Origin of the sequence: Intrasporangium sp. (genome assembly GCF_040414665.1) — a bacterium.
Classification (GTDB): Bacteria; Actinomycetota; Actinomycetes; order Actinomycetales; family Dermatophilaceae; genus Intrasporangium.
The window spans coordinates 1-23,021 of sequence record NZ_JBEDUL010000036.1 but is presented as its reverse complement, the minus strand read 5'-3'; the positions used below and the strand labels follow the sequence as shown (position 1 = coordinate 23,021).

Annotated in this window: 26 protein-coding genes and 1 pseudogene; 7 read left to right on the top strand and 20 right to left on the bottom strand. The window is 70.2% G+C overall.

Annotated elements, in window-relative coordinates; genetic code table 11:
- The first annotated feature begins 107 nt into the window (after positions 1-107).
- A complete protein-coding gene (locus ABF401_RS04325; protein ID WP_353508309.1) occupies positions 108-527 on the top strand; it encodes an MmcQ/YjbR family DNA-binding protein in 420 nt (139 codons plus the stop codon).
- A 21-nt stretch (positions 528-548) separates the two neighbouring features.
- On the opposite strand, the gene ABF401_RS04320 is transcribed toward ABF401_RS04325, so the two are convergent.
- Both ABF401_RS04320 and ABF401_RS04315 read right to left on the bottom strand, forming a co-directional pair.
- On the bottom strand, positions 549-1,184 hold the full coding sequence (locus ABF401_RS04320) for a VOC family protein (RefSeq protein WP_353508308.1): 636 nt from the start codon (positions 1,182-1,184) through the stop codon (positions 549-551).
- A gap of 85 nt (positions 1,185-1,269) precedes the next feature.
- A complete protein-coding gene (locus ABF401_RS04315) occupies positions 1,270-2,100 on the bottom strand; it encodes an RNA methyltransferase (RefSeq protein WP_353508307.1) in 831 nt (276 codons plus the stop codon).
- 47 nt (positions 2,101-2,147) lie between these two features.
- Between ABF401_RS04315 and ABF401_RS04310 the strand changes: the two genes are divergently transcribed.
- Genes ABF401_RS04310 through ABF401_RS04300 form a run of 3 tightly spaced genes read left to right on the top strand, consistent with a single transcriptional unit; the run spans position 2,148 to position 4,243 of the window.
- Positions 2,148-2,708: a cysteine hydrolase family protein gene (locus tag ABF401_RS04310; RefSeq protein WP_353508306.1), complete on the top strand. Its 561-nt coding sequence runs from the start codon at positions 2,148-2,150 to the stop codon at positions 2,706-2,708.
- A 36-nt stretch (positions 2,709-2,744) separates the two neighbouring features.
- The gene (locus tag ABF401_RS04305) at positions 2,745-3,227 is read left to right on the top strand and encodes a DedA family protein (RefSeq protein WP_353508305.1); all 483 of its coding nucleotides are present in this window, start codon (positions 2,745-2,747) and stop codon (positions 3,225-3,227) included.
- The gene (locus ABF401_RS04300) at positions 3,224-4,243 is read left to right on the top strand and encodes a DUF2804 domain-containing protein (protein WP_353508304.1); all 1,020 of its coding nucleotides are present in this window, start codon (positions 3,224-3,226) and stop codon (positions 4,241-4,243) included. Before ABF401_RS04305 ends, ABF401_RS04300 begins: the two co-directional genes overlap by 4 nt.
- A gap of 27 nt (positions 4,244-4,270) precedes the next feature.
- On the opposite strand, the gene ABF401_RS04295 is transcribed toward ABF401_RS04300, so the two are convergent.
- On the bottom strand, positions 4,271-5,416 hold the full coding sequence (locus ABF401_RS04295; RefSeq protein WP_353508303.1) for a DUF8462 domain-containing protein: 1,146 nt from the start codon (positions 5,414-5,416) through the stop codon (positions 4,271-4,273).
- Positions 5,417-5,584: 168 nt separating this feature from the next.
- Between ABF401_RS04295 and ABF401_RS04290 the strand changes: the two genes are divergently transcribed.
- Complete coding sequence (locus ABF401_RS04290) at positions 5,585-6,010, top strand: cyclic nucleotide-binding domain-containing protein (RefSeq protein WP_353508302.1); 426 nt, start codon at positions 5,585-5,587, stop codon at positions 6,008-6,010.
- Positions 6,011-6,195: 185 nt separating this feature from the next.
- A complete protein-coding gene (locus ABF401_RS04285; protein ID WP_353508301.1) occupies positions 6,196-7,230 on the top strand; it encodes a TerC/Alx family metal homeostasis membrane protein in 1,035 nt (344 codons plus the stop codon).
- Between the two features lie 42 nt (positions 7,231-7,272).
- Here the strand turns inward: ABF401_RS04285 and ABF401_RS04280 are convergent, their stop codons facing one another.
- The 9 genes from ABF401_RS04280 to ABF401_RS04240 form a co-directional block, all read right to left on the bottom strand.
- Positions 7,273-8,664, bottom strand: coding sequence for an amidohydrolase family protein (locus ABF401_RS04280; protein WP_353508300.1), 1,392 nt, complete (start codon positions 8,662-8,664; stop codon positions 7,273-7,275).
- A complete protein-coding gene (locus tag ABF401_RS04275) occupies positions 8,649-9,491 on the bottom strand; it encodes a uracil-DNA glycosylase family protein (RefSeq protein WP_353508299.1) in 843 nt (280 codons plus the stop codon). The genes ABF401_RS04280 and ABF401_RS04275 overlap by 16 nt, the downstream gene beginning before the upstream one ends.
- A 76-nt stretch (positions 9,492-9,567) precedes the next feature.
- Complete coding sequence (locus ABF401_RS04270) at positions 9,568-10,842, bottom strand: RNA polymerase sigma factor (protein WP_353508298.1); 1,275 nt, start codon at positions 10,840-10,842, stop codon at positions 9,568-9,570.
- Between the two features lie 28 nt (positions 10,843-10,870).
- The gene (locus ABF401_RS04265; protein WP_353508297.1) at positions 10,871-11,311 is read right to left on the bottom strand and encodes a YciI family protein; all 441 of its coding nucleotides are present in this window, start codon (positions 11,309-11,311) and stop codon (positions 10,871-10,873) included.
- 105 nt (positions 11,312-11,416) lie between these two features.
- A complete protein-coding gene (locus ABF401_RS04260) occupies positions 11,417-12,274 on the bottom strand; it encodes an HAD family hydrolase (RefSeq protein WP_353508296.1) in 858 nt (285 codons plus the stop codon).
- Between the two features lie 53 nt (positions 12,275-12,327).
- On the bottom strand, positions 12,328-12,570 hold the full coding sequence (locus ABF401_RS04255) for a hypothetical protein (RefSeq protein WP_353508295.1): 243 nt from the start codon (positions 12,568-12,570) through the stop codon (positions 12,328-12,330).
- Between the two features lie 95 nt (positions 12,571-12,665).
- Complete coding sequence (locus ABF401_RS04250) at positions 12,666-13,580, bottom strand: SMP-30/gluconolactonase/LRE family protein (RefSeq protein WP_353508294.1); 915 nt, start codon at positions 13,578-13,580, stop codon at positions 12,666-12,668.
- A gap of 73 nt (positions 13,581-13,653) precedes the next feature.
- Positions 13,654-14,112 carry a bacterioferritin gene (gene bfr / locus ABF401_RS04245; protein ID WP_353508293.1) on the bottom strand — a complete coding sequence of 153 codons (459 nt, stop codon included), beginning with the start codon at positions 14,110-14,112 and terminating at the stop codon, positions 13,654-13,656.
- Between the two features lie 10 nt (positions 14,113-14,122).
- Positions 14,123-14,329, bottom strand: a complete 207-nt coding sequence (locus ABF401_RS04240; RefSeq protein ID WP_353508292.1) for a (2Fe-2S)-binding protein — start codon at positions 14,327-14,329, stop codon at positions 14,123-14,125.
- A gap of 211 nt (positions 14,330-14,540) precedes the next feature.
- Between ABF401_RS04240 and ABF401_RS04235 the strand changes: the two genes are divergently transcribed.
- Positions 14,541-15,047, top strand: a complete 507-nt coding sequence (locus tag ABF401_RS04235) for a hypothetical protein (protein WP_353508291.1) — start codon at positions 14,541-14,543, stop codon at positions 15,045-15,047.
- 126 nt (positions 15,048-15,173) lie between these two features.
- Here ABF401_RS04235 and ABF401_RS04230 read toward each other — a convergent pair whose 3' ends face one another.
- The 8 genes and pseudogenes from ABF401_RS04230 to ABF401_RS04195 form a co-directional block, all read right to left on the bottom strand.
- Entirely contained in the window at positions 15,174-16,541 is a 1,368-nt protein-coding gene (locus tag ABF401_RS04230) for a dihydrolipoyl dehydrogenase family protein (protein WP_353508290.1), read from the bottom strand.
- A gap of 134 nt (positions 16,542-16,675) precedes the next feature.
- Complete coding sequence (locus tag ABF401_RS04225; protein ID WP_353508289.1) at positions 16,676-17,395, bottom strand: hemerythrin domain-containing protein; 720 nt, start codon at positions 17,393-17,395, stop codon at positions 16,676-16,678.
- 259 nt (positions 17,396-17,654) lie between these two features.
- Positions 17,655-18,980 (bottom strand): serine--tRNA ligase, encoded by a 1,326-nt coding sequence (gene serS / locus ABF401_RS04220; RefSeq protein WP_353508288.1) that lies wholly within the window; start codon positions 18,978-18,980, stop codon positions 17,655-17,657.
- A gap of 95 nt (positions 18,981-19,075) precedes the next feature.
- Complete coding sequence (locus tag ABF401_RS04215; RefSeq protein WP_353508287.1) at positions 19,076-20,860, bottom strand: HNH endonuclease signature motif containing protein; 1,785 nt, start codon at positions 20,858-20,860, stop codon at positions 19,076-19,078.
- A 184-nt stretch (positions 20,861-21,044) separates the two neighbouring features.
- Complete coding sequence (gene frdD, locus ABF401_RS04210; protein ID WP_353508286.1) at positions 21,045-21,413, bottom strand: fumarate reductase subunit FrdD; 369 nt, start codon at positions 21,411-21,413, stop codon at positions 21,045-21,047.
- Positions 21,414-21,821: a fumarate reductase subunit C gene (locus ABF401_RS04205; protein WP_353508285.1), complete on the bottom strand. Its 408-nt coding sequence runs from the start codon at positions 21,819-21,821 to the stop codon at positions 21,414-21,416. It lies immediately after the preceding gene.
- On the bottom strand, positions 21,818-22,561 hold the full coding sequence (gene sdhB / locus ABF401_RS04200) for a succinate dehydrogenase iron-sulfur subunit (RefSeq protein WP_353508284.1): 744 nt from the start codon (positions 22,559-22,561) through the stop codon (positions 21,818-21,820). The genes ABF401_RS04205 and sdhB overlap by 4 nt, the downstream gene beginning before the upstream one ends.
- A gap of 3 nt (positions 22,562-22,564) precedes the next feature.
- Positions 22,565-23,021 (bottom strand): annotated as a pseudogene (locus ABF401_RS04195) (succinate dehydrogenase/fumarate reductase flavoprotein subunit); the annotation flags it as partial.

The following is a 23,021-nucleotide window of genomic DNA, read 5'->3' as shown; positions in this document are numbered from 1 at the left end:
ACTACATCAAGGATACCCCGGCCGGGTATACCAGCGAGACGGCACGGCGTGGCCGGCGCGGCCGACACCGTGGAGTTCGAACCGGGACTCGGCTACCGTCACGATGCATGGCGAGCACGCGGCCGGCCACCGTCCACGACGTCCACGCCATCGCGGCGTCCCTCCCCGAGGTCGTGCGGGACCCGCCCGACCCCCAGTCGCCGGGCCGACCGGCCTACACCGTCAGGGGCAAGTCCTTCGTCTTCTTCCGCGGTCCGCGCAAGGACGCCTTCGACCCGGAGACCGGTGAGCTCTACACCGACGTCATGGCTTTCCACTGCACCGCCGAGGACAAGGAGGCGCTCGTCGGCGATCCCGGATCGCCGTGGTTCACCACCCCGCACTGGAACGGCTACAACGCCGTCCTGCTCCTCGAGCGCGACCTCGCGAACGTCAGCGTCGGCGAGCTGCGAGAGGTCATCACCGATGCCTGGTTGGCCCGTGCACCCAAGCGCCTGGCCAAGGCGTTCCTCGCCGAGACGCCGTGACCGGCTCCCGTCAGCTGGTGGTCAGATGGTGACCGGACCGTCGGGCGTCTGGAAGGTCACGGACAGCAGACCCGGTGTGCCGTGCGGTGCGACGAAGGTGAAGTGGATGTCGCCCTTGTGGAAGGTCTGGTCGACGCCGAGCCACTCCCGGACCCGGGCCGGGTCGCCGGCGATCTGGAGGTCACCGATGTGCACGTGCGAGGTCGACCCGTTGGCCGGGTGGACGGAGAGGTCCTCCCACTGGATGAAGTACGGGACCTGCGGATCTGCGATGAGGCCGTTGATGCCGATCTGCCTCCAGCGCAGCTCGACGCCGTCGGGGCGGTGGCGGTTGCCGTCGACCGCCTGCCGGCCGAGACGCTTCTCCGCTGCGGAGAGGTCGTCCACCGCGACGACCCAGCCGAGCCAACCCCCGCCGGCCTCCGAGCGCGCGCGGACGGCCTGGCCGAAGGGCGCCTTGTCCGAGGCCGGATGGTCCAGGACCTCGACGACCTCGACGTAGTTGTGGTCCGCGAGCGGGAAGATGACGTTGCGCGTCCCGAAGCGTGGGTGCACCCCCCCGTCGACGGGCTCCACACCGATCAGCTTCGAGAGCCGCTCGGCCGTTGCCTGGAGGCCGTCGTACTCGGCCGCATAGGAGACGTGGTCAACTCGCATACGGTCAATCGTGACATACGTCAAGGGGTGCTCTTGACCACCCCCCGACGAGGCGCTCAAGGGGGTCATGCCAGCCCCGCGCACGTCACCCGCGCTGCCGGACAGCCTCGTACAGGACGATCGCAGCTGCGACGGAGACGTTGAGGCTGTTCGCCCGCCCGTGCATCGGAATGCGCACCCGGTGGGTTGCGGCCTTGAGCAGCGTCTCGTCGGCGCCGTGCTTCTCCGACCCGACGGCGATGGCGACTCGTCCGCGGTAGTCGACCTCGGTGTGCACGACATCGGTCTCCGGCGTCGTCACGACGAGCGTGACGTCTCCTGCCCGTAGCCAGTCGACGGTCTCGGTCGTCGACGCGCTCGCCACCGGCAGCGCGAAGAGCGTCCCCTTGCTCGCCCGCACCACGTTGGGGTTGCCCCAGTCGGTCACCGGGTCGGCGGCGACCACTGCGTCGGCGCCCGCCGCGTCCGCCGTACGCAGCATCGCGCCGAGGTTGCCCGGCTTCTCCACACCTTGCGTGACGAGCCCCAGCCAGTGGTCACTGTCGACGTGAAGTGAGCTCAGCGGCATACCCACGTTGTCGACGACGGCGAGCAGGCCGTCGGGGCCCTCCCGGTAGGACACCTTGCCGTATGCCGCTGGGCTCAGTCGCACGATCTCCACCCCTGCCGCTCGGAGCCGTTCCACGAGCTCGGGCTGGGTCCCTATCTCCTGTGACCCCGCGCGTCCGGAAGGGCTGAACAGCTCCTCGGCGACGAAGAGCGTCCGTGGGGTCACACCGGCCTCGAGGGCGAGGCGGATCTCCTCGTGGCCTTCGACCAGGGTGCGGCCGGTCTCCTCGCGAGCACGGCGCCGACGGAGCCCGGCGAGCGCCTTGAGCCTCGGGTTCGCGGGTGAGGTGATCTCGAGTTCACGCATGGCACGGCAAGCATCCCACTGTCGTTGGACGGCGCTACGGTCGGAAGATGACGACACTCGAGAACAGGCCCAACAGTGCCCTCCTGGTGATCGACGTGCAGCAGGGCAACACCGCAGAGGCACACAACCGCAACGGCGTGATCGCCAACATCAACACCCTCGTCGAGCGAGCGCGTGCCGAGGGAGTGCCCGTCGTCTGGGTGCAGCACTCAGACGAGGGCATGCCCGAAGGCAGCGACGCGTGGCAGTACGTCCCAGAGCTCCACCGCAACGACGACGAGCCCCTGGTGCCGAAGCACTACGGCGACTCGTTCGAGGACACCGAGCTCGAGTCGGTGCTGGCGGCGCACCGAGTCGGCCGGGTCGTCGTCACCGGAGCCCAGACGGATGCCTGCGTGCGGGCGACCCTGCACGGAGCGCTCGTCCGGGGCTACGACGCGACCCTCGTCGCGGATGCTCACACCACCGAGGACTTCCGGCAGTGGGGCATTCCCGTCAGTCCCGAGCAGGTCATCGCCCACACGAACTGGTACTGGACGGAGGCCGCAGCACCCGGTCGGAAGGGCGACACCGTCCCCACCGCGGACGTGCGCTTCGGCACGAGCTGACGAGGAGCCTCGTGGTGCGCCGCCTAGGGTGAGGGCATGCTCGACACGCTGGCGGCACTGCCCTTCTGGCAGGCGTTCGTGGCGCTCTGGGCCATCGTCATGGCCCGCTCCAACGCGACCTACTGGCTGGGGCGCGGTGCGATCGCGGGCTGGCGGCGACACCGTCCCCGGCCCGAGCCAGAGGGACGGGCACGGGCCGAGGCCCTGATCCGGCGCCTCGGCCCGATCGCGGTCACCCTGTCCTATCTCACGGTCGGGATCCAGACCACGATCCACCTCACGGCCGGGCTGCTGCGCATGCCGCTGCGCTCCTACCTTCCCGCCGCCGCCGTCGGCTCGATGGCGTGGGCGGCCATCTACGCCACCATCGGGCTGGCGCTGGTCAACGCCTGGATCGCGGCCATGGCCGGTTCCTGGTACGGCCTTGCTGCGATCGTCGGCCTCATCGTCGTCGGAGTGGCCACCTGGCTGCTCGGTCGGCGCCGCGCCCAGCGGGGCACCGGGGCGGGCCGCCCATGAGCACGCACGAGCACGAGATCACCACACCGATCCCACTCTGCCGTCCCGACGGCAGGACCCTGAACCCTGCGGCCATCGGCTGGGCGCGTGAGCCGCTCATCACCCCGAATCTCCGAGGCAACCCCCTGCGGACCAAGCGCTGGGACTACTGGGCGGTCCTGACCGACGACGTGGCCCTTGCGGTGACGTATGCCGACATCGGGTACCTCGGGTCAGTCGTCGTCTGGTGGGTGGACCTGCCGACCGGCGAGACCGGAGGGCGCGAGGTCCTCGCACCGGCAGGTCGCGGAGTCAGCCTGCCCGACCGAGCGGGGTCGCGGCCGCTGCGCTACCGCTCCGCGCAGCTCGACGTCGAGCTCGATGACGGACCGGATGGCGCGAGGATCGTGGGCAGGTGGGCGGAGCGCGACGGCCGGCGCTCCTCGATGGACCTGCGGATCGAGCAGCCCGTGGGGCACGAGTCGCTCAACGTCGTCATCCCGTGGAGCGACCGGCTCTTCCAGTACACCTCCAAGCACCAGGCGCGACCGGTGTCCGGCCGGTTGACGGTGGGCGGCCGCGAGCACGACCTCGGCGGTGGCTTCGGCGTCCTCGACGTCGGGCGAGGACGCTGGCCCTACTCGACCCGGTGGAACTGGGGCGGTGGCGCCGGCCGCGCCCGGGACGGTTCCGTCGTCGGGGTGCAGCTCGGCGGCAGATGGACCCGAGGGACCGGGATGACGGAGAACGGCGTCATCGTCGACAGTCGGTTGACGAAGATCGGCACCGAGCTGCACTGGACCTACGACTGGGAGGCGCCGATGCAGCCGTGGCGGGTGCGCCATCCGGACGGATCGCTCGACCTGACGCTGACCCCACGACATGACCGACACGCAAGGGTGCAGGCGCTCGTCGTCGCGACGGAGGTCCACCAGGTGTTCGGACGGTGGCACGGTCACGTCACGACCGACGACGGACGCGTCGTGGAGCTCGACGGGGTCAACGGCTTCGCCGAGGAGTCCCGCTCTCGGTGGTGATCGCTGGCCTGGCGGTCCTCGGGCGCCTCAGAGGCGGGCGACCCACTCGGCCATGCCGGGGGTGATGAAGGACAGGTGGGACCCCGCGCTGTACAGCGTGCCCTTCTTGAGGAGGCGATCGCGCAGGTAGGACACCTCGGTCGAGGCCTTGCCCAGCTCGGCGGCCACCGCGCCACCGGTGGCCTCGCCCGAGCCGACGATGAGACGCGCGACCGCGGCCAGGTACTCGCGCTCCCGTTCAGAGGCGTCGTTCCACCGCGCGACGTAGAGGCCCTCCTCGAGCTCGCGTCGCGCGGCTTCGCCAGCGGCCAATGCATGGTCAAGGGCGATCCGGCCCGCCCCGCTCGACGCGCGCCACGCGTGGTGGCCGTAGAGCTGCACGGCGTAGGGATAACCGCCGGACGCCGTCGCGAGCTCGCGCGCGGCCTCGGGCTCCATGGGTCGGCCGGCGTCGGCCGCCGGCTCGGTCAGCGCCTGCTCGGCCTCGTCCTGGCTGAGCAGGCCGAGCTCGTGCCATTCGCCTCTCTCGAGATAGGTGACCACGCGCCGGGGTTCGCGGATGGACGGCAGACCGGCGACGATGACGACCAGGGGCCAGTTGTCGGCCATGCGCTCCTGGAGGATTGCGGTGAAGCCGGCGAGCTCGGCCCGCTCGGCGTACTGGACCTCGTCGAGCGTGATGACGAGGCCGGCGCCCTCCTCCATCGCGACGCGCATCGCCGCGCCGAGCGCCGCCTCGAGGGGATCGACCGGGCCGGGCCCGTGCCGCTCGAGCTGGACCTCCACCTCTCCACCGACTCCCAGAGCCGACGCCCCGAGCTTGCCGCCGGTTATGACGGGATGACGCCGGTCGTCCGACGTCGTGTGCTCGAGCAGGTGGCGTGCGGCGTTGAGCCGCTCGGCGAGCAGCGGGGTGAAGTCCCTCCCGGGACGGACCTCCACGTGCACGGTCGGCCACGCATGCTCGGCAGCGGCCAGGGACGCGGCCTCACCGAGAGCCACCGTCTTGCCCACCCCGCGGGTGCCGGTGATGATGATGGGTCTCGGGGTCCGACCGTCGAGCGCGGCCACCGCGAGCGCTTCACGCACCGCGCCGAGCAGCCGCTCCCGCCCGACGAACGCAGGCGGTGCAGCATTGAAGCCCGGCCGGTACGGGTTCGTCGTGCGAGCCATGAGCAAACTCTAGCGGCTATAGCAGTGTCAGGCTCGTTATAGCAGGCTGAGCACCCGCAGCGGCTGTGGGTTCGAGCCGCAGGCTGAACTTTCTCCCCCAAAGCACTCCCACCCGGCCACCAAGTCCGGTGCTATTGGAGGAGCATCGGTTCGCAGAAGGGGACGGTCATGGCACTTCGCGCATTCCTCCGGCACGACGATCTCTTCAGCGACGTGCCGGAAGACCTGTTGGACACCATCATCGAACGCGGTTCGGAGCAACAGGTGCCCGCGGGTCGGGAGCTCGTCCGACAGGACCAGTCAGGCGGGGGCTTGCACGTCCTCCTCGAGGGCAGCGCGGACGTCGTGATCAACGGGAAACAGGTGGCCACCCTGAGTCCCGGCGACTACTTCGGAGAGATGTCCCTCATTGACAAGGCGCCGCACTCGGCGACCGTCGTGAGCGGGCCGGAGGGCGCCAAGACGTTCATCCTCTCGCCAGTGACCTTCCAAGGGCTGCTCGACCTGTCGCCCCACTGTGACCGAGTCATGCTCAAGATCCTCACCCGGCGGGTTCGCCGCCTCGAGCAGGCTGCGCGGATCGACCTCGTCTGAGCGCCGCGCCCGATCCCACCAGCCTTGGCGACGCCCGGGGCACGGGTTATCCTTCCCCGACGAGGGGAGTACTTCCCGGGTCCGTTCCGGTCATTTCGGTGGCTCAGCCACCTCGGGCGGACGTCGACGGCGACACCGTCGGCGAAGGAGACCTCAGACCGCATCCGCCGTTCTGAGGAGTCCCGATGCTCATCACGAGCACGCCCGTCACCCCCACCATCTCGACCTCGAGCATCGCGTCGCCGTCGATGTGGTTGCTCACCATCGCCGGGGTCATCGCGCTCTTCGTCGTCGACTTCGTCCTGACCCGTCGCCCGCACGACCCGACCTTCCGGGAGGCGGCCGTCTGGTCCGCCTTCTACATCGCCGTGCCCATCGCCTTCGGCGCCTGGCTGTGGTTGGCCCACGGGTCCGCGCAAGGCCTCGAGTACTACACGGGCTACGTCGTCGAGAAGTCCCTGTCCGTCGACAACCTCTTCATCTTCATCGTGCTGCTGGGGGCATTTGCGGTTCCGAGAGAGCTTCGGCAGCGCGTCCTGCTCGTTGGCGTCGCCGGAGCGCTCCTGCTCCGTGCGCTCTTCATCGCCCTCGGCGCCCAGCTCATCGCGACCTTCTCGTGGACGTTCCTGCTGTTCGGGGGCATCCTGCTTGCGACGGCGGTCAAGGTGGGTCGCGACGCGCTGACCCACGCGGACCACGTCATCGACGTCCGTCAGCTGCGCAGCGTGCGCCTCGTCCGGAGGTTCTACCCCGTCTCCGACGACTACGCCGGGACTCGGATGACCGTGCGCCAAAGTGGCCGCCAGGCCCTCACCCCGCTTGCCCTCGTCGCCGTCGCGATCCTGGCCACTGACGTCGTCTTCGCGGTCGACTCCGTCCCAGCCGTCTACGGCATCACGGGAGACCCGTACCTCGTCTTCGTCACGAACGCCTTCGCCCTCCTCGGGCTCCGGGCCCTGTACTTCCTGCTCGAGAACGCCCTCTCGGCGCTCGTGCACCTCGGCCACGGGCTTGCCATCATCCTGGCCTTCATCGGCATCAAGCTCGTCCTCCACTGGGCGCACGGCATGTGGACGGGTGTCCCGGAGATCCCCACGCCGGTGTCACTCGCGGTCATCGTGGGCGTCCTTCTCACGGTGACGGTCACGAGCATCGGCTCGAGGCGTCGCACCGCCGCGGCGGAGGCTCCGCGGGACCTCGATCGTCAACCCAGGGCGTGACCGTGTCCAACCCGCGGGACCATGAGGGCACGACTGTGACCGTCAGGCGAAGATCGGCCCGACTGGGGGATAGGCCGACGTGAGCAGGGCCCGGATCTCGGTGAGAGACGGGCTCGGGGCATCGGCCGGCGACTGGTAGCCGGTGTCGAGTCGCATCGGCTTGCCCCACGCGACGAGGTCCTCGATCGTCCCGCCGGTCGCGCTGCCCGACAGCTTGTCGAACCAGTCTGCCCGGGCATAGGTGATGTCACCGCCGATGCAGACGAGGTCGACCCATGACGGATCGGCGAGGCACACGTTCTCGTAGGGGTCGGCGTGGTGCCGCTCGAGGACGAGCAGGTCGGCCGGGCGGCCGACGGCGATGGAGCCGAGGTGCTCGTCGAGCCCGGCCACCCGAGCGGCGACCGAGGTGACCATGGCGACGAGATCCGCGGCCGCGAGTGGGTGCTCCTGTCGCGCAAGCTCGCGCCGCGCCACCTTCAGCTCGGCGAGCAGGCTCGTCGACCCTGAGGGCAGCCAGTCGGCGCCGAGCGCGACCGGCATGCCGGCGCCCAGCGCCTCGGCAGCGAGGGTCGTCTCGCCGTAGAGACGCAGGTTGGACTGCGGCGACCAGATGAGCCGGCAGCCTGCGTCGGCCGCTTCGCGTAGCTGGTCGGCCGTCAGCGCGCTGCCATGGATGATGTTCGTTGCCGGCGTCGCGCCGCCGAGGTCGAGGAAGCGCTGGAACTCCTCGGTGCTCACCTCGTCCCCGCGCCGTCCCTCCGAGAGGTGGAGGTAGAACGCGTTGACCGTCCCGGCAGCGATGTTGGCCATGATCCGGTCGAACGACTCCTTGCCGAAGTTGCCGCTGGGCAGGTCGACGAGGGATCGGGCGCGATGGGCCCCGAAGATCCACCGGTCGAGGTTTCGCACGAGCGGCTCCGCACCGGAGCTGCTGCTCGCTGAGGCCGCTCCCTGGATGCCGGTCACGCCGCCGACGAGCGCCCGGACCTCGGAGTAGCGCGTCTGGGTCTGGGGCGGCACGGCGTCCCGAAGCGCGTTCTGCGGATCGCGCACGAGCTGCTGGTACGCGGTCGACCGGCGCCACGCGTAACGGTTGGCATAGAGCTTTGGCGGCTCCCAGGCGGCGAAGACGTTGAACTCCGGGTGGCCGTGCAGGTCGAGCAGACCGGGGAGGATGACACCGTCCGTGTCGTGGACCGGCACGGACGTGGGGCGTCGCCGGCTGACCCGGTCGATGCGGCCGTCAGCCACGGTGACGTAGCCGTTCGACCACGCGCCATCCGGGGTGATCACGGCACCCCGGAGCGCGAACGGCGCTGGCGGCAGGGCTCGTTGCCGCCTGGGTGGCGGCGGCAGCTCGTCTGTGATCCCCCGGCTGTACGCCTCCTCGAAGGACTCCCGGCCCTTCTCGGCCTTCACAGTGGCGGCCATGTGCGTGCTCCCTTCGGGACGGTGACCTTGATGGTCGCGCGCTTCTCCTCGGCGTCGGCTCCCTGCCGCACCGCCCACGCGTCAACAGCACGCCACCATTCGGGCGTGCCGGGCGGGAGGTCCTGCTCCGGGATGGCGACGAGGTCCTGCTCGGCCCAGCTGGTGCCGTAGGGCTTCGGGTTCGGCGTCACCTCTGGCCTGACGGCCGCGCTCAGCGCCGGCAGCTGTGCGCTCCAGTCCGCCAGCTGCGCGGCGGTCGTGTCCTCGAGCGGCTGGCCGCTGGCCATGGCCGATCCCTCCGCATAGGTGGGGTGCCGCACCGCGGCGATGTGGAGCTCGGCAGCGCGGGCCGTCCGCTCCGGCGAGCTGTCCTCCCAGAGCCCGAAGGCACGCTTGGCGAGCGTCCCGAGCGCGATCACCGCCGTGACTTCGGACTCGAGCAGGACCGCGTCGATCCATCGGTGCCGGTAGTCGACGACCCCCGCATCCTTGACGTGGCGGTAGCCGGCTGCCTGACCGAAGACGCTGTAGAGATAGACGTTGAGCATGACGTAGCTCGAGGTGATGCCGAGCCGGGCGAGCAGGCCCTGAACTCGCTGGCCGGCCTCGCCGACGAGGATCCGCCGGCTGATCGCCTCATGCGTCGCCGGGTCCTGGCCGATGACGAGCACCCGCGCGGAACCGTCGAGTCGCCCGCGGTGGAAGACCGGGCCCCACTCGACCCTGAAGTCGGCGGGCGGGTAGGCCTCCGGGCCGGGGTACTGCGCGACGAGCGTGGCGAACGGCTCGTCGACATAGCCCGGGCAGGAGCGATGCGCGGCGACCATGCGGACCTCCTTGACCCCTTGTCCTGAAGGGTGCTCAGACCCTAATGCTGATACGGCCTCGTTCGGGCCGGTTCCGTCAGGGAACGGCAGGTCGCTCCTCGACCGCTCGCCGCAGGAGCAGGTCTCGCTCCGCCTCGTTGTCCGTCATCCCCGCGGCCCGGCGAAACTCGTCGCGTGCCTCATCCTCGCGACCGAGCTTGCGCAGCAGGTCTCCTCGCACACTCGGCAAGAGGTGGTAGTCCGCCAGTGCCCCTGACTCCACCAGCCGGTCGACGACGGCGAGAGCGGGAGCCGGCCCAGCGGCATACGACATCGCGACGGCGAGGTTGAGGTCGACGACAGGGGACGGGCGTACCTGCCGCAACTGCTCGTACAGCACGACGATGCGGGCCCAGTCAGTCTCCTGCGCGGTGCGAGCGCTCGCGTGACACGCGGCTATCGCCGCTTGAAGAACATACGGGCCGCGTATGCCGCTGAGCTCGGTCGCGCGGTCGAGCGCGGTGAGCGCGTGGCGGATGAGCGACCAGTCCCACGTGGTCCGATCCTGGTCGAGCAGCAGGATCGGGGCGCCGTCGGGGCCCAGGCGCGCACGGGTGCGGGAGGCCTGGATCTCCATGAGCGCGACGAGCCCGTGGACCTCCGGCTCCCGCGGCGCGAGGGCAGAGAGCACCCGGCCGAGCCGGATGGCCTCCTCCATGAGGTCGCCGCGCACCCAGTCACGACCCGAGGTCGCGGCGTATCCCTCGTTGAAGATGAGGTAGATGACCTCGAGGACGGAGGCGAGCCGTGGCGCGAGGTCGGCGCCGGAGGGCACCTCGATGGTGACGCCATCGGCGCGCAGGGCCTTCTTCGCGCGCGAGATGCGCTGGCCGATCGTCGACTCCGTCGTGAGGAAGGCCCTCGCGATCTCACGCGTGGTGAGGCCACCGATCATCCGCAGGGTCAATGAGATTCGGGCCTGCGCCGTGAGCACCGGGTGACAGGCGGCGAACACGAGCCCGAGGACGTCGTCGTTGATGTCCTCCAGCGCCTGGTCGAAGTCGGCCTCGGCGAGGTCGGCCACGCGGTACTCCTCCGCGTGGCCCACCTGCTGGAGCTTGTCCCTGAGGTTCACGTCTCGCCTGATCCGGTCGATGGCCCGCCGGCGGGCCGTCGAGGTGAGCCAGGCTCCGGGGTTGTCGGGCAGACCGTCGCGCGGCCACTGCTCGAGTGCCTGGACGAAGGCATCCTGTGCCAGGTCCTCCGCGAGGCCGATGTCACCGACGAGCCGCGCCACGACGGCTGTCACCTTGGCGGCCTCGACGCGCCAGACGCCCTCGACCGTGCGCTGCACCTGGGTGGGGTCGGTCATGCCCTCACCCTGCCACGCCTGCCAGGACTCAGCCCTGCGCCGCCTGCCTGGCCGCTGCCTCCCTGAGTTGCTCCTCGCGCCGCCTCAGCTCCGGACTCAGCATCGCGTCGAAGTCCTCCGCCGAGTAGATCTGGCGCAGCTCCAACGCCTGACCGGGGTTGGGGGCGGCCGACCGCGGCCACCTCTTGACCCACTCGATCGCCTCCTCTCGAGAGGAGACCTCGATGATCGAGAACCCGGCGATGATCTCCTTCGATTCGGCGAAGGGTCCGTCCGTGACGACCCATTCGTCGTTCTCCCAGCTGACCAGGGCCCCCTTCGAGGTCGGATGCAGGCCCTGGCCGTCGACGTGGACGCCAGCCCGGAGCATCTCGTCCTGATAGGTCTGCATGTCGGCGAACTGCTCCTCCGTCCCGGGCGCCCCACTCTCGGTCTCGGGTCCGCCGGGGACGATGATCATGAAGCGCATGGCAACCTTCCTCCCGCAGGGTCGCTCGCCCTGCCTCACTCGTGCGTCGAGCGGCGCAACCTGCCTTCGACATCGAGGCTGCCACGGATCTGGCCGGCGAGGTGGCTAGACCCGGAACCGCGCCGTCGCCTTGGAGGGCACTCCCTCCCGGAACGGTTGCCCATTCCTCGTGGCGTCGCCGAGCGCCTCGAGGATGGGGACGAGCCCGTCCTCGTCCACATGGCCGGTCACCTCGTCGGCGATGGCCTTGACCTCGTCGGGGGCGTTGTCCATGGCGACTCCCCATGCGGCCCAGTGCAGCATCTCGAGGTCGTTGCGCTGGTCGCCGACCGCCAGCGTGTGGATGGGCTCGACGCCGATCCGGCGGCGCACCAGCTCGAGGGCGGACGCCTTGCTCACACCCTCCGGGTTGATGTCGAGCCAGGCTGACCATCCCACGGCGTAGGACACGCCGTGCAGACCTGCGCGTTCCACCATCTCCCCGAACTCCTCGGCCGTCGCCTCGGGCTGGCGCAGGGTCACACGGGTTACCGGGTTGGCGACGAGCTCCTCCCAGTCGACGACCCGCGTCTCACCCATGAGCTCGCCCTCGGGGAAGTGCGCGTTGACCTTGAAGCCGACGCCGAGCTCCTCGACGGCGATCCGCGCGGTGGGCAGGGCGACGCGCAACCTCTCGAGGACGGGCCTGGGGTCGAACGTCACCGTCTCGGCGATGGCGTAGCCAGCAGAAGCCGCCTGGTTGAGCTCGATGGTCACGGCACCATTCGCGCAGACCGCGAACCCTTCACGGAGGTCGAGCGAAGCGAGGACTGGCGTGGTGGCGATGATGGACCGGCCGGTGGCCACGACGACGATGACCTCGTCGGGGAGGGCGGCAATGGCGTCGCGGACCCCATCCGAGAGTTCGCCCATGTGGTTGAGCGTCGTGCCATCGAGGTCAAGGGCGAGCATCCGCTGTGCCATGGGCACACGCTATCCGGCAGGCACCCCGGCCGGGCCGGCGGACGGCCTTGGCCTCAGTCGTCGATGTCGCGGACGGTGCCCTCGGTGTAGACGTGCGGCGGGATGCGCGGGTCCTCCACCGGCTCCACGCTCGTGATGACCTTTCGGTGGTGGTCCCGGCGGGAGAGGACGATGAGCACGACTCCCGCGATCATGAAGATCACCCCGACGGTCGGCAGGCTGATGCCTTGCGGGTCGGCCCGCACGGCGAAGGCGAGGACCGCGCCGATCACCGCGAGCGTGATTCCTGCTCCCATGACTGCACTCCTCTCGGGGTCTGGGCGTCAGACACGTCCGACCAACCCATACCCACCTGTACGCCATTGTGCGCGCGCACGACTCGGAGTGTCGACTACTCCCCGTCGATCTTGACGATGTCGTGCTCGGTCGTCGGACCGGGAGGCGCCGTGAACCGTGCGTTGACGACATACAGCCGGGATCCCTGCGCCGCGATGGTCGTGGGCACGTCGAAGTCCGGGTCGGTGAGCTCGTCGACGACCGTCGCTGACAGGTAGTCGGGCGACATGGCGAGCTCGACGACGACGTTGGACACGTTGCGCACGACATAGAGCGTCTTGCCGCGCAACAGGATGCCGTCACCCTGGGTGAGGTCCGCGCCACCGGTGTCGACGGCGATGGCCCCGCCGGTCCGCGGGTCGACGGTGTAGAGGATCCCGGTCGTGCTGTTGATGACGAGCAGCCTCGAGCCGTCGGGCGTTGCGGCGATCCCGTTGGCGTTGAAGCCCGCCACCTGTTGCCACTCCCCCGTCAGCGGGATGGTGCGCACAGTTCCGGTCGGGACGCCGGCGGAGAGCTCGACCGCATAGACCTCGGCGGCCATCGAGTTCGTGAAGTAGGCAGCATCGCGGGTGACCGTGACGTCGTTGATGAAGGCCGGGCCGTTGGTCAGGACGAGGTGCGTGACCTCCGCCCCCGTCGTGGCGTCGTAGACATAGGCGTCGCCGAAGGTGCCCCCGGAGACGAAGAGCAACCCGCCCCGGACCTTCATGCCGACCGCCATGCGCCCGTCAGCCCCCTTGACGAGGATGCCGCCCTGGCCGGTGCGCAGGTCGCCCCGCCAGACCGACCCGTCGGCGCGGGAGCCGGCATAGATGGACGTTCCAGTGCCGGTGGCGATCCCCTCGGGCATTGAGCCGGTCGGGATGGGAATGATGGCGGGGAAGGGCTCGGCCGTGGCCGGTCCCAACGGAGCCACTGCGAACGCAGCGGCGAGCGCGGAAGTCACCAGTACGCGTCGTGTCCTCATCGCTCCACGCTACGGTGCGATCGTTGACGAGTAAACAGTGCTGGTGTCACCCTCGCCCGATTGGCTGGAGCGGTCAGGGAGCGGAGGTGTCGACCTGTTGGCTCAGGTACTGCTCGACTCCGACGAACTCCATGGCCTGGAGCTGGCTCTCGAACCAGTCCGCGTGCCGCTCCTCGTCCCGGACCATCTCCTCGAAGACCGCCGCGGTGCCGTGGTCGCCGAGGTCATGGCACTCCTGCGCTCCGGCGTTGAACTGTGCAACGGCTGCACGCTCGCTCTCCAGCGCGAGGGTCAGCATCTCCTTCGCGTCCTCGCCACTCCGGATCGGGTTCAGCCGCTGGACGTTCGGGTGGCCGTCGAACATGAGGATCCGGTTGATGAGGGCGTCGGCGTCCTTCATCTCGTCGATGGACAGGTCGTAGAAGGCCTTGCCGAGCTTCGGCAGCCCCCAGTTGTCGAGCATGCGAGCGTGCAGGAAGTACGTGTTGGTGACGGTGAGCTCGAAGGTCAGCGCGTCGTTGAGCAGCTCCACGACGCGGGGGCTAACTGGCTGCAACTTCCACCTCCGGGGGAGACATGGCGAACGTCTCGCCATGCTCGCACACCAGCCGCTTGACGGAGAACACACAGGATCCGCAATCCCGACCGGCGCCCGTCGACATGCAGGCCTGAGCGAGGGTGCGGGCACCTGCGGCGTAGGCCGCGGAGACGTCGCGGTCGCTCACGACGGCGCATTGGCACACGATCATTGGGCACCTCTCGGACTGACAGCGCCGACCAACTGCGGTTAGGTTCGGCTTACCTAAGCACAGCGTCCTCCGATCGACAAACCAGCGCCATGCGCTTTCCACGGAGCGGAACGCCGGCCCACGTGTCGGAGAGGGGACGTTCGCCTCTGGTGCGCATCCGTGGGCCCGCGTTCTCGTGGTGTGAAGGCACATCCCCACGAAGGAGGCGACCATGGACAACGTCTTCTGGCCCATGCTGTGGACGGCCTGTGGCCTCGTGACGATCGTCGCCGCGGTGTTGGCTGGGCGCAGCGCACGGTGGCGGCAGGTCGGGCGGGTCACAACGGGCGTCCTGTTCCTCATCGGCGGTGCGCTGGTGCACGTCATCAACCTCTCCACGCGAGGGGACTACGCCGGGTTCGCCGACCCCGCGCTCTTCCAGTGGGTCACCGATTCGTGGCGCGCCGTGGTGGCGCCACACCAGCTGTTCTTCATCGGCCTGCTCATCGTCTTCGAGGCGACTGTCGGACTCCTCGTCATCAGCGGCGGGCGCCGGACGCAGCTGGGCTACCTCGGGATCATCGCGTTCTACCTGGCGCTGTGGCTCTTCGGGCCGATCGAAGCGATCTTCGTGCTCGTCATGCTCGTCCCGATGTTCCTGCTCCTGCGAGCCGAGCGACGGGCAGAGGCCACATCATCCACCGCGGTCCCGACCGAGCGTCCGGTCCACACCAGCTGATGGGCGCGCCGATTCTGGTGAGCCACGTCCCTCCACAGTTGCGACGGCGCGCTCACTTTGGTCCGAGATGTTCTCCCCGGCGGCCGGATCATCGCTCGAGGGCGGAGGCCCCGGCCTCGCCGAGGGTCAGGCGTGCCCCTTCAGGTCGGCGAGGGCCGTCTCGATGCCGCGGTGGAAGGTCGGGTAGGCATAGATCATCGAGCTCAGCGTCTCGACCGGCACCTTCGCGTGCACCGCCACCGCGAGCGCGCCGAGGATCTCTCCGGCGTACGGGCCCATGACAGTCGCCCCGACGAGGACCCCGCGTGCCGGGTCGGCCACGAGCTTGATGAAGCCGTCCTCGCCGACGCCGTGGATCCACCCACGCGTGGTCTCGCCGAGAGGTGTCACGCCGACGGTGACCTCGAGCCCCCCATCGCGGGCCTTCGCCTGGGTCAGACCCACGGCACCGATCTCGGGATCCGTGAACGTCACCCGCGGGACCGCCGCATAGTCCGCGGCCGGTCCGTCCTGCCCCAGCACGTCGCGGATGACGATCCCGGCCTGGTACATCGACACATGGGTGAAGGCGCCCTTCCCGGTGAGGTCACCGATGGCCCACACGTTCGAGGTGACGCGGCAGCGCTCGTCGATCGGAGCCACCCTGGCATCCTCGGGAACGCCGACCGAGCCGAGCCCGACGGCACCGGGATCCGTGACCCGCCCGGTCGCGACGAGGATCCGCTCGGCGCTGAGGGACGTGCCGTCGTCCAGAGTCACCTCGACGCCGCCGTCGCCACCGGACACGCGTGATGCGGCCACCCCGGTGCACACCTCGATCCCCTCCCGCTCGAACACCACGGCCAGCTTCTCGGACGCCTCTGGCTCCTCGGCGGACAACAGCCGCGGCCCGGACTCGACAATCGTCACGTCCACGCCGAACCGCGCCACCGCCTGTCCCAGCTCGCAACCGATCGCCCCTCCGCCGAGCACGACGAGGGATCCGGGCAGCTCCTTTGCCTCGATGAGCCCACGGTTCGTCCAGTAGGGCACTGCGTCGAGACCTTCGATCGGGGGGATCGCCGCGCGCGACCCCGCGTTGACGACGATCCCGCGCTCAGCGGCATACGGCTTCCCGTCGACGTCCACGCGGCCGGCACCGACGATGCGACCGGTGCCCCGGACGAACGTCCCACCCTTCTTCGTGAAGCGCTCGACCGCGGCCCGGTCGTTCCAGTCGTCCGTTGCCTCATCCCTGATCCGGCGTGCGACGACCGACCAGTCCGGCCGCACGTCACCCACGGCGCCGGCCAGCCCGTCGACGCGTCGCGCCTCGGCGAGCACGTCGCCCGCGCGGACCATCATCTTGGAGGGGATGCAGCCCCAGTAGGGGCATTCGCCGCCGACGAGGCCGTGATCGACCCCGAGGACCCGGAGGCCGCGCTCGGCCAGCGTCCCGGCCACGTGTTCACCGCCGGGGCCCATTCCGATGACGATGATGTCGAACGTGTCCATGTCGAGTCCTCTCGGTCGATCCGTCAGTCGATCCGTCAGTCGATCCGCTATCGGAAGTCCTACCCGAGAGGCGCACCCGGCACCATGCCCCGGCGCCGTGCAGTCGGTCAGGACCGGGATCGGGCGCGCGATCCTCAGCCCGCGTGGGCGAAGGTGAGCCGTTCGCGGCGCGCGAAGCCGGCCCGGGTGGCGAGCCAGAGCAGGTGCTGGGCACGGCCGGCCCGCGTGAGGTGGTCGCGGCGGATCGGCCCGGGGACGCGGTGCAACAGCCACGGGATCAGAGCGACGCCATCGGCCGGCGGCAGCGTGGACGTGAAGTGCGTTTCCTCGATGCGGGCCCAGTCCTCCGGCGTCAACACCTCTTGGAGGATGCGCATCGTCTCCTGCTCCTCACGATCGAGGTGGGATCCGATCAGCTCGCCTGCGCGCCGCAGGCTCGTTGCGAGCTCTGCGTGCGCGTGGACGCTCGGTGGAGGCGTGAGCCGGTCGAAGGCCCGCGTACACGCTGCGAGCTCGTCCTCGATGGCCCGGTGCTCCTCCTCGAGCTCGTCCAGTGCGGCCCGTCCCGCGGAGTCGGTGAGCGGCCGCAGGACGGGCCGAAGCCCCTCGTCCTCCGCAGCCTGGTGGCGGAGGATCGACGTGGCGCAGAAGCGCCAGCGCCCGGCCAGGCTCAACCAGGTGACCGGCTCATCGGGCGGCGTGGCGGACACAGCCGCCGCAAAGTCGGCGAGGTCGCGGCGGAACGCGTGGTGCATGAGGTAGGTCCGCATCAGGTCCACCGGCCCCGGCGGCGCAACGGCCTGTCCCGGGAGGCGGACCTGGGCGGACCAGGCGTGGAGGGTGGCAGCGTTCACGTCTGGCGTCCTGGTTCAGTCAGTGATCCGGCCGGCCTCGAGGATGCGTGGGATCCGGTGGTTGGCGAGGAACCGGTCGTCGGGGTCCAGGGCAGACCGTGCTCCTCGGGCACCCGACCGAGGGCACGGAGATCGTGTGACGCGTGGAGGGCAAGGGACTGGTCGATGGTCATGCGAGCGTGGTCCTCAGGTCAGTCGCGGCGGGTGGCCCCTTGAGGAGCACCAGTGCGGCGACCAGATACCAGCCCAGGCGTCTCGATCAGGCGATCGGCTTGAGCACCTCCAGGCCGAGGAACGGTCGCAGCGCCTCCGGGATGACGACCGAGCCGTCCGGCTGCTGGTGGTTCTCGAGGATGGCGACGATCCAGCGGGTCGTCGCGAGCGTGCCGTTGAGGGTCGCAACCGTGCGGGTGCCCGAGCTGTTGGGGTCCCGCTCGCGGGTGTTGAGTCGGCGCGCTTGAAACGTCGTGCAGTTGGACGTCGAGGTCACCTCGCGGTACTTGCCCTGCGTCGGGACCCAGGCCTCGCAGTCGAACTTGCGCGCAGCGGGCCCGCCGAGGTCTCCTGCCGCGACGTCGATGATCCGGTATGGGACCTCGATCTTGGCGAGCATCTCGCGCTCCCAGTCCAGCAGCCGCTGGTGCTCCGCCTCGGCCTCCTCGGGACGGCAGTAGCTGAACATCTCGACCTTGTGGAACTGGTGGACCCGGATGATCCCTCGCGTGTCCTTGCCGTGCGACCCGGCCTCACGGCGGTAGCAGGCCGACCAGCCCGCGTAGCGCCTCGGCCCCCCCGACAGGTCAATGATCTCGTCGGCGTGGTAGCCGGCCAGCGCCACCTCCGACGTCCCGGTGAGGTAGAGGTCGTCGGCCTCGAGGCGGTAGACCTCCTCCGCATGAGCGTCGATGAAGCCGGCGCCGAGCATGATCTCGGGCCGAGCCATCGTGGGAGTGATCATCGGCGTGAAGCCCGCTGCGGTGGCCTGCGCGATCGCCAGGTTGAGCAGGGCCAGCTCCAGCAGTGCGCCGACCCCAGTGAGGTAGTAGAACCGGGCCCCGCCGACCTTCGCGCCGCGCTCCATGTCGATGGCACCGAGGCGCTCCCCGAGCGCGAGGTGGTCGAGAGGCTCGAAGCCTTCAGCCGCGAAGTCGCGCGGTGTCCCGATGGTCTCGAGGAGGACGAAGTCATCCTCACCACCGCTCGGCACCCCGTCGATGATGACGTTGCCCACCATGCGCAGCAGTCGGGTGAACTCGGCCTCGGCCGCGTCGGCGACCGACTCGAGAGCCTTGACCTCTTCGCTCAGTCGCGCGGCCCTGGTGCGCGCCGTGTGGGCGACCTCCTCACGGTGGTCCGCGTCGGGAGCGCCGGCCTTCCTCGCCTTCTGGAATGCGGCCATCGCCGCGCCGACGTCCTTGCTGACCGACTTCTGCTCCGCGCGAAGCGACTCGAACTCGCCGAGGGAGGAACGCCGACGCTCGTCGGCGGCGAGGATCGCGTCCACGATCCCCGGGTCCTCTCCACGGGCCAGTTGCGAGGCGCGAACCCGGTCAGGGTCGTCGCGCAGGAGCTTGATGTCGATCACGGCGCCAGCCTATCGGCGGGCCTCTTCTGCCCTCCACGCACTTTGCGTATGCCGCTGGGCTTGGTTCCGGGGGGCGGGCTGGCTGGGGTGGGCGGTCAGAAGGGTGGTTCGTCGGGTGGTGGTGGCGGGGTGGGCGGTGACGCGGGTGGGGGTGGGTCGTCGAGGGCTTCGCGGTAGTTCTTGGGGTGGGTCAGGTAGTCGCGGGCAGCCAGGGTGCGCCAGTGCAGCGCCCGGGTGATCGCGTGGTCGTCGGTCGGGACGCAGGTCCAGGACCGGGCGGTCTTGAGGTTGTGGTGGCCGCGGTGCAGCGGGCCGAGGTTGCTGGTGCTGGTCGGCCCGTCCGGGTGGGGGAGGTGGTGGTCGAGGTCGCAGCGGTGGGCGGGGACCTGGCAGCCCGGGCCGCGGCAGTGCCCGTCGAGGGCGCGGACCTGTTCGATCATGGCGGGGGTGGGGCGGTATCGGTCGGTGGCCAGGTGCAGCGCCTGCCCGGTCAGCGCGTCGACGGCCAGCCAGCGCCAGAGCGAGCCGGGGGCGGTGATGATGGCGCGGGCGTGTTCGGCGGTGACCCAGCCGTGGCCGGGCAGCTCGCAGGCGGCGTCGCTGGCGCCGGTGGCGACCTCGAACGGGACCACGATCCACACCGTGGCCGGTGGGCCGGTCGGCGCGCACGGGCACGGCCCGGGCCGCCCGTCGCGGGCCGGGATCGGCTCGAGCCGCACCGGCCGGCACGGGGTCAGCAGGTCGGCATCGGCGGCAGCACCCTCCTCGCCCTCGTCGCCCTGCTCGCCCTGGTCGTCCTGCTCGGCCTGGTCGCCCTGCTCGGCCTGGTCGTCCTCGTCGGCCTGGTCGGCCTGGTCGGCGTGGTCGGCGGGGTGGGTGTGTTCGGGGCAGGGGCCGTAGGGGTGGCCGAGCAGCCCGTCGGTGGCCAGGTCGGAGCGCAGCTGGTCCAGGGTGCGCGGGTCGCCCGCGGCGCGCAGCGCCCGCGCGAGCGACTCGACCCGTTCGAGGATGGCCACGGTCCGTTCGGCGCTGCTGGTGATGGTGATCGTCCCGGTGCCGTCCGGCTCGATCGCGCCGTACGCGCACCGGCGGGCCAGCGCGTCCGCGCGGCGTTCCCCGGCGTCGGCCGGGGCGTGCGCGGCCAGGACCCGGCGCAGCCGGGCCACGATGAGCTGGTGGGTCGGGCGGGACCCGTCGCGCATCGGGGCCAGCACCCGGTCCACCAGTGGCTCGAGCGCGGCGTCGGGCAGGTCGCGGGCCTGCCCGGCGATCAGGGTGGCGTGCAGCAGCGACACCGTCCCGGCCGCGAGCCGCTCGTGCAGGACCCGGTGCCGGCGCGGGGCAGCAGCCAGCCGCAGCCGCCGGCCGGCCTCCGCGGCCGGGACCGCGGTCGCGGTGGCGACCTCGTGGATGACCAGCGCCTCGACGCTGACCGCGGCCTCGGCCGGGTTCTGCCGGGGCCAGCCGTCCGGCAGCTGCGCCTGGTGCGCGGCGTGCTGCTCGCCGATCACGGTGTGCAGCGCCGCGTACGCCTGGACGAGCCGCCCGTCGAGGCGGGCCCGGTCCGCCTCGAGCGCCTCGATCTCGGCGACCAGCACGCCCGCGGCCTGCTCCAACGACAACCCGGCCCCCGACTCGACCTCCACGCCGGGCTCCGGCCCGGTGGAGGGCTCGGTGGAGGGCTCGGTGGAGGGCTCGGTGGAGGGCTCGGTCGAGAGCTCGGTCGAGAGCTCGGCGTGCCCGTCCGTCGGCTCCCAGCCGAGCTCGACGTCGTCGTGGACGGTCACCAGCTCGAGCTGACCCACCAGTCGCTCGCCGTCCCCCGCCGCGACGGCCAGGACCCGCTCCAAGGCAGACAGCGGCGCGGTGGTGAACGGCACGACGGGCTCCTTCCGGTCAGGCACCTGGCCCGAAGGCGGCCGGTGCTGCTGCGCCCCACCCTACCGCAGACTCGAACACGTGTTCTAGACCGTCCACAGGACTTCTTCCGTCTCGGCCTGCATGAGACCTCTTGCAGCGCAACCGAGCTGGCGGACGAGACGAGCTCAGCGGCATACGGCGCGATCAGGCGTTGCGGGCGGAGACCGCCTGCCACAGCACAACGACGGCCGCCAACGAACCGAGCAGAGCGAGGGCGTAGACAACGGTGTTGATGAGGCGCTCATGAGCCTTGAGCTTGAGCCCGTCGAAGAGGGCGTAGCGGAAACGCTGAGCCCAGTGCAGGAGCGAGAGCACGAAGACGCCGAGCAGGACGAGGGCTGTCAGCGGGTGGCCGACGAGGCCGAGGAGCGCTTCGCGACCGGGCTCATCGATCCAGCCCAGCGGTATCGCGAGCGCGAAGAGGAAGACGAGGGCGGGCAGGAACAGGGCCGACGCCACGCCGCCCGCGCTGAACAGCAGCCACAGGACCGGCTCCATCGTGCGCCTGGCCACCTAGCGGGTCACCACCAGGGCGACGACGAGGACGGTCACCACGACCCACGCGGCATAGGCGCCGCCGGCAATCGACGCCGGAGGCACTCGCTGCCCGCGCAGCTTCACCACAGCGGCAGCAGGAGTCAGGTTGATCCAGGTGACCGAGTGGAGCACCAGGAAGGCAAGGGTCACCACGTTGAGTGCCACGACCCACGGCGTCGCCGCCCAGTGGAGGAAGTCGCGGTACTGGGACTCGCCCTGGGCCAGCGCCCGGATCAGCAGGAGGAGAAACACCACCGACCACGCGACGAAGATGCTGCTCAGCTCCCGGAGGACGAAGAAGACGTAGCTCCGACGTCCCAGCCACCACAGCCGGCTCATCTCCGGGCGGTAGGCGCGGGGGGCGTCTCCCGTCGGCTGCGTCATCGCGGCCCCCGGGGAAGGACGAACGACCTCAAGGACTGCAGGGCGGCGGTGAGCTTGTACCGCTGGATGGCTCCCGCTGGGTCCACGCCCTTCGGGCAGGCACGCGTGCACTCACCGACGAACGTGCAGCCCCAGATGCCCTCGGGGTGGATGAGCAGGTCGAGCCGGACGTCGGCGCCCTCGTCCCGCGAGTCGAGATTGTAGCGCTGGGCAAGCGCGATCGCGGCCGGACCGATGAACTCCGGATCCAGCCCGTAGACCGGGCAGGCCGAGTAGCACAGCATGCAGTTGATGCACATGCTGTACTGCGAGTAGTCCTCGAGCTGCTCGGGAGTCTGGAGGTACTCGCCCTCGTCGACCGGTATGTCCTCGCCGCGCACGATCCACGGGCTCACCTGGGGGAGCTTGCGCATGAAGTCGCCGATGTCGACGACGAGGTCGCGGATGACGGGGAAGTTGGCGAGCGGCTCGACCCGGATCGGGCCGGGGGCGTAGTCCACCAGAAACGTCGCGCAGGTCAGCCGAGGGTCGCCGTTGACCGTCATGCCGCAGCTGCCACAGATGCCCATGCGACACGACCACCGGTAGGACAGAGTGCCGTCGATGGTGTCCTTGACGTGGTTCAGGCCGTCGAGCACCGCCCAGTCCCGGCGCAACGGGACCTCGTACTCCTGCATGGTCGGCTCGCCCCCGCGGTCCGGCCGGTAGCGCATGACCTCGAGCGTGATCGTGTCCGCCATCGCTCACCTCCCATAGACGCGTTCGCCCGGTGGCCATCGGGTGAGGGTCACCGGCAGGTACTCCACCCGGTGTGCGCCCGCCTCGCCACCCCCGCCTCGATGGACGAGCGAGTGCGCGAGGTAGTGCTCGTCGTCCCGGGCCGGGAAGTCGAGGCGCTGGTGGGCCCCCCGCGACTCCTCGCGCCGCAGCGACGCCGCGATGATCGCCTCGGCCACGTCGAGCATGTTGGACAGCTCGAGCGCAGCGACGACCTGGGTGTTGAAGGCTCGGCTGTGATCGTCGATCGCCATCGACTCGGACCGCTCCTGCAGCTCCCGCAACGTGGCTGCGCCCGTCACGAGCGAGTCCTTCGTCCGGAAGATGCCGGCACTGTCCTCCATCGTCTGCTGCATTCCGGTCCGGAGGTCGGCTATCGACTCTCGACCGTCGCTGCGGTCCCACAGCCCGTCCGTGAGGCGC

Excerpts from the sequence above, each read along its gene's own strand:
- ABF401_RS04325 (WP_353508309.1), top strand. The coding sequence starts at position 108 with ATGGCGAGCACGCGGCCGGCCACCGTCCACGACGTCCACGCCATCGCG.
- ABF401_RS04320 (WP_353508308.1), bottom strand. The coding sequence starts at position 1,184 with ATGCGAGTTGACCACGTCTCCTATGCGGCCGAGTACGACGGCCTCCAG.
- ABF401_RS04315 (WP_353508307.1), bottom strand. The coding sequence starts at position 2,100 with ATGCGTGAACTCGAGATCACCTCACCCGCGAACCCGAGGCTCAAGGCG.
- ABF401_RS04310 (WP_353508306.1), top strand. The coding sequence starts at position 2,148 with ATGACGACACTCGAGAACAGGCCCAACAGTGCCCTCCTGGTGATCGAC.
- ABF401_RS04305 (WP_353508305.1), top strand. The coding sequence starts at position 2,745 with ATGCTCGACACGCTGGCGGCACTGCCCTTCTGGCAGGCGTTCGTGGCG.
- ABF401_RS04300 (WP_353508304.1), top strand. The coding sequence starts at position 3,224 with ATGAGCACGCACGAGCACGAGATCACCACACCGATCCCACTCTGCCGT.
- ABF401_RS04295 (WP_353508303.1), bottom strand. The coding sequence starts at position 5,416 with ATGGCTCGCACGACGAACCCGTACCGGCCGGGCTTCAATGCTGCACCG.
- ABF401_RS04290 (WP_353508302.1), top strand. The coding sequence starts at position 5,585 with ATGGCACTTCGCGCATTCCTCCGGCACGACGATCTCTTCAGCGACGTG.
- ABF401_RS04285 (WP_353508301.1), top strand. The coding sequence starts at position 6,196 with ATGCTCATCACGAGCACGCCCGTCACCCCCACCATCTCGACCTCGAGC.
- ABF401_RS04280 (WP_353508300.1), bottom strand. The coding sequence starts at position 8,664 with ATGGCCGCCACTGTGAAGGCCGAGAAGGGCCGGGAGTCCTTCGAGGAG.
- ABF401_RS04275 (WP_353508299.1), bottom strand. The coding sequence starts at position 9,491 with ATGGTCGCCGCGCATCGCTCCTGCCCGGGCTATGTCGACGAGCCGTTC.
- ABF401_RS04270 (WP_353508298.1), bottom strand. The coding sequence starts at position 10,842 with ATGACCGACCCCACCCAGGTGCAGCGCACGGTCGAGGGCGTCTGGCGC.
- ABF401_RS04265 (WP_353508297.1), bottom strand. The coding sequence starts at position 11,311 with ATGCGCTTCATGATCATCGTCCCCGGCGGACCCGAGACCGAGAGTGGG.
- ABF401_RS04260 (WP_353508296.1), bottom strand. The coding sequence starts at position 12,274 with ATGGCACAGCGGATGCTCGCCCTTGACCTCGATGGCACGACGCTCAAC.
- ABF401_RS04255 (WP_353508295.1), bottom strand. The coding sequence starts at position 12,570 with ATGGGAGCAGGAATCACGCTCGCGGTGATCGGCGCGGTCCTCGCCTTC.
- ABF401_RS04250 (WP_353508294.1), bottom strand. The coding sequence starts at position 13,580 with ATGAGGACACGACGCGTACTGGTGACTTCCGCGCTCGCCGCTGCGTTC.
- ABF401_RS04240 (WP_353508292.1), bottom strand. The coding sequence starts at position 14,329 with ATGATCGTGTGCCAATGCGCCGTCGTGAGCGACCGCGACGTCTCCGCG.
- ABF401_RS04235 (WP_353508291.1), top strand. The coding sequence starts at position 14,541 with ATGGACAACGTCTTCTGGCCCATGCTGTGGACGGCCTGTGGCCTCGTG.
- ABF401_RS04230 (WP_353508290.1), bottom strand. The coding sequence starts at position 16,541 with ATGGACACGTTCGACATCATCGTCATCGGAATGGGCCCCGGCGGTGAA.
- ABF401_RS04205 (WP_353508285.1), bottom strand. The coding sequence starts at position 21,821 with ATGACGCAGCCGACGGGAGACGCCCCCCGCGCCTACCGCCCGGAGATG.
- sdhB (WP_353508284.1), bottom strand. The coding sequence starts at position 22,561 with ATGGCGGACACGATCACGCTCGAGGTCATGCGCTACCGGCCGGACCGC.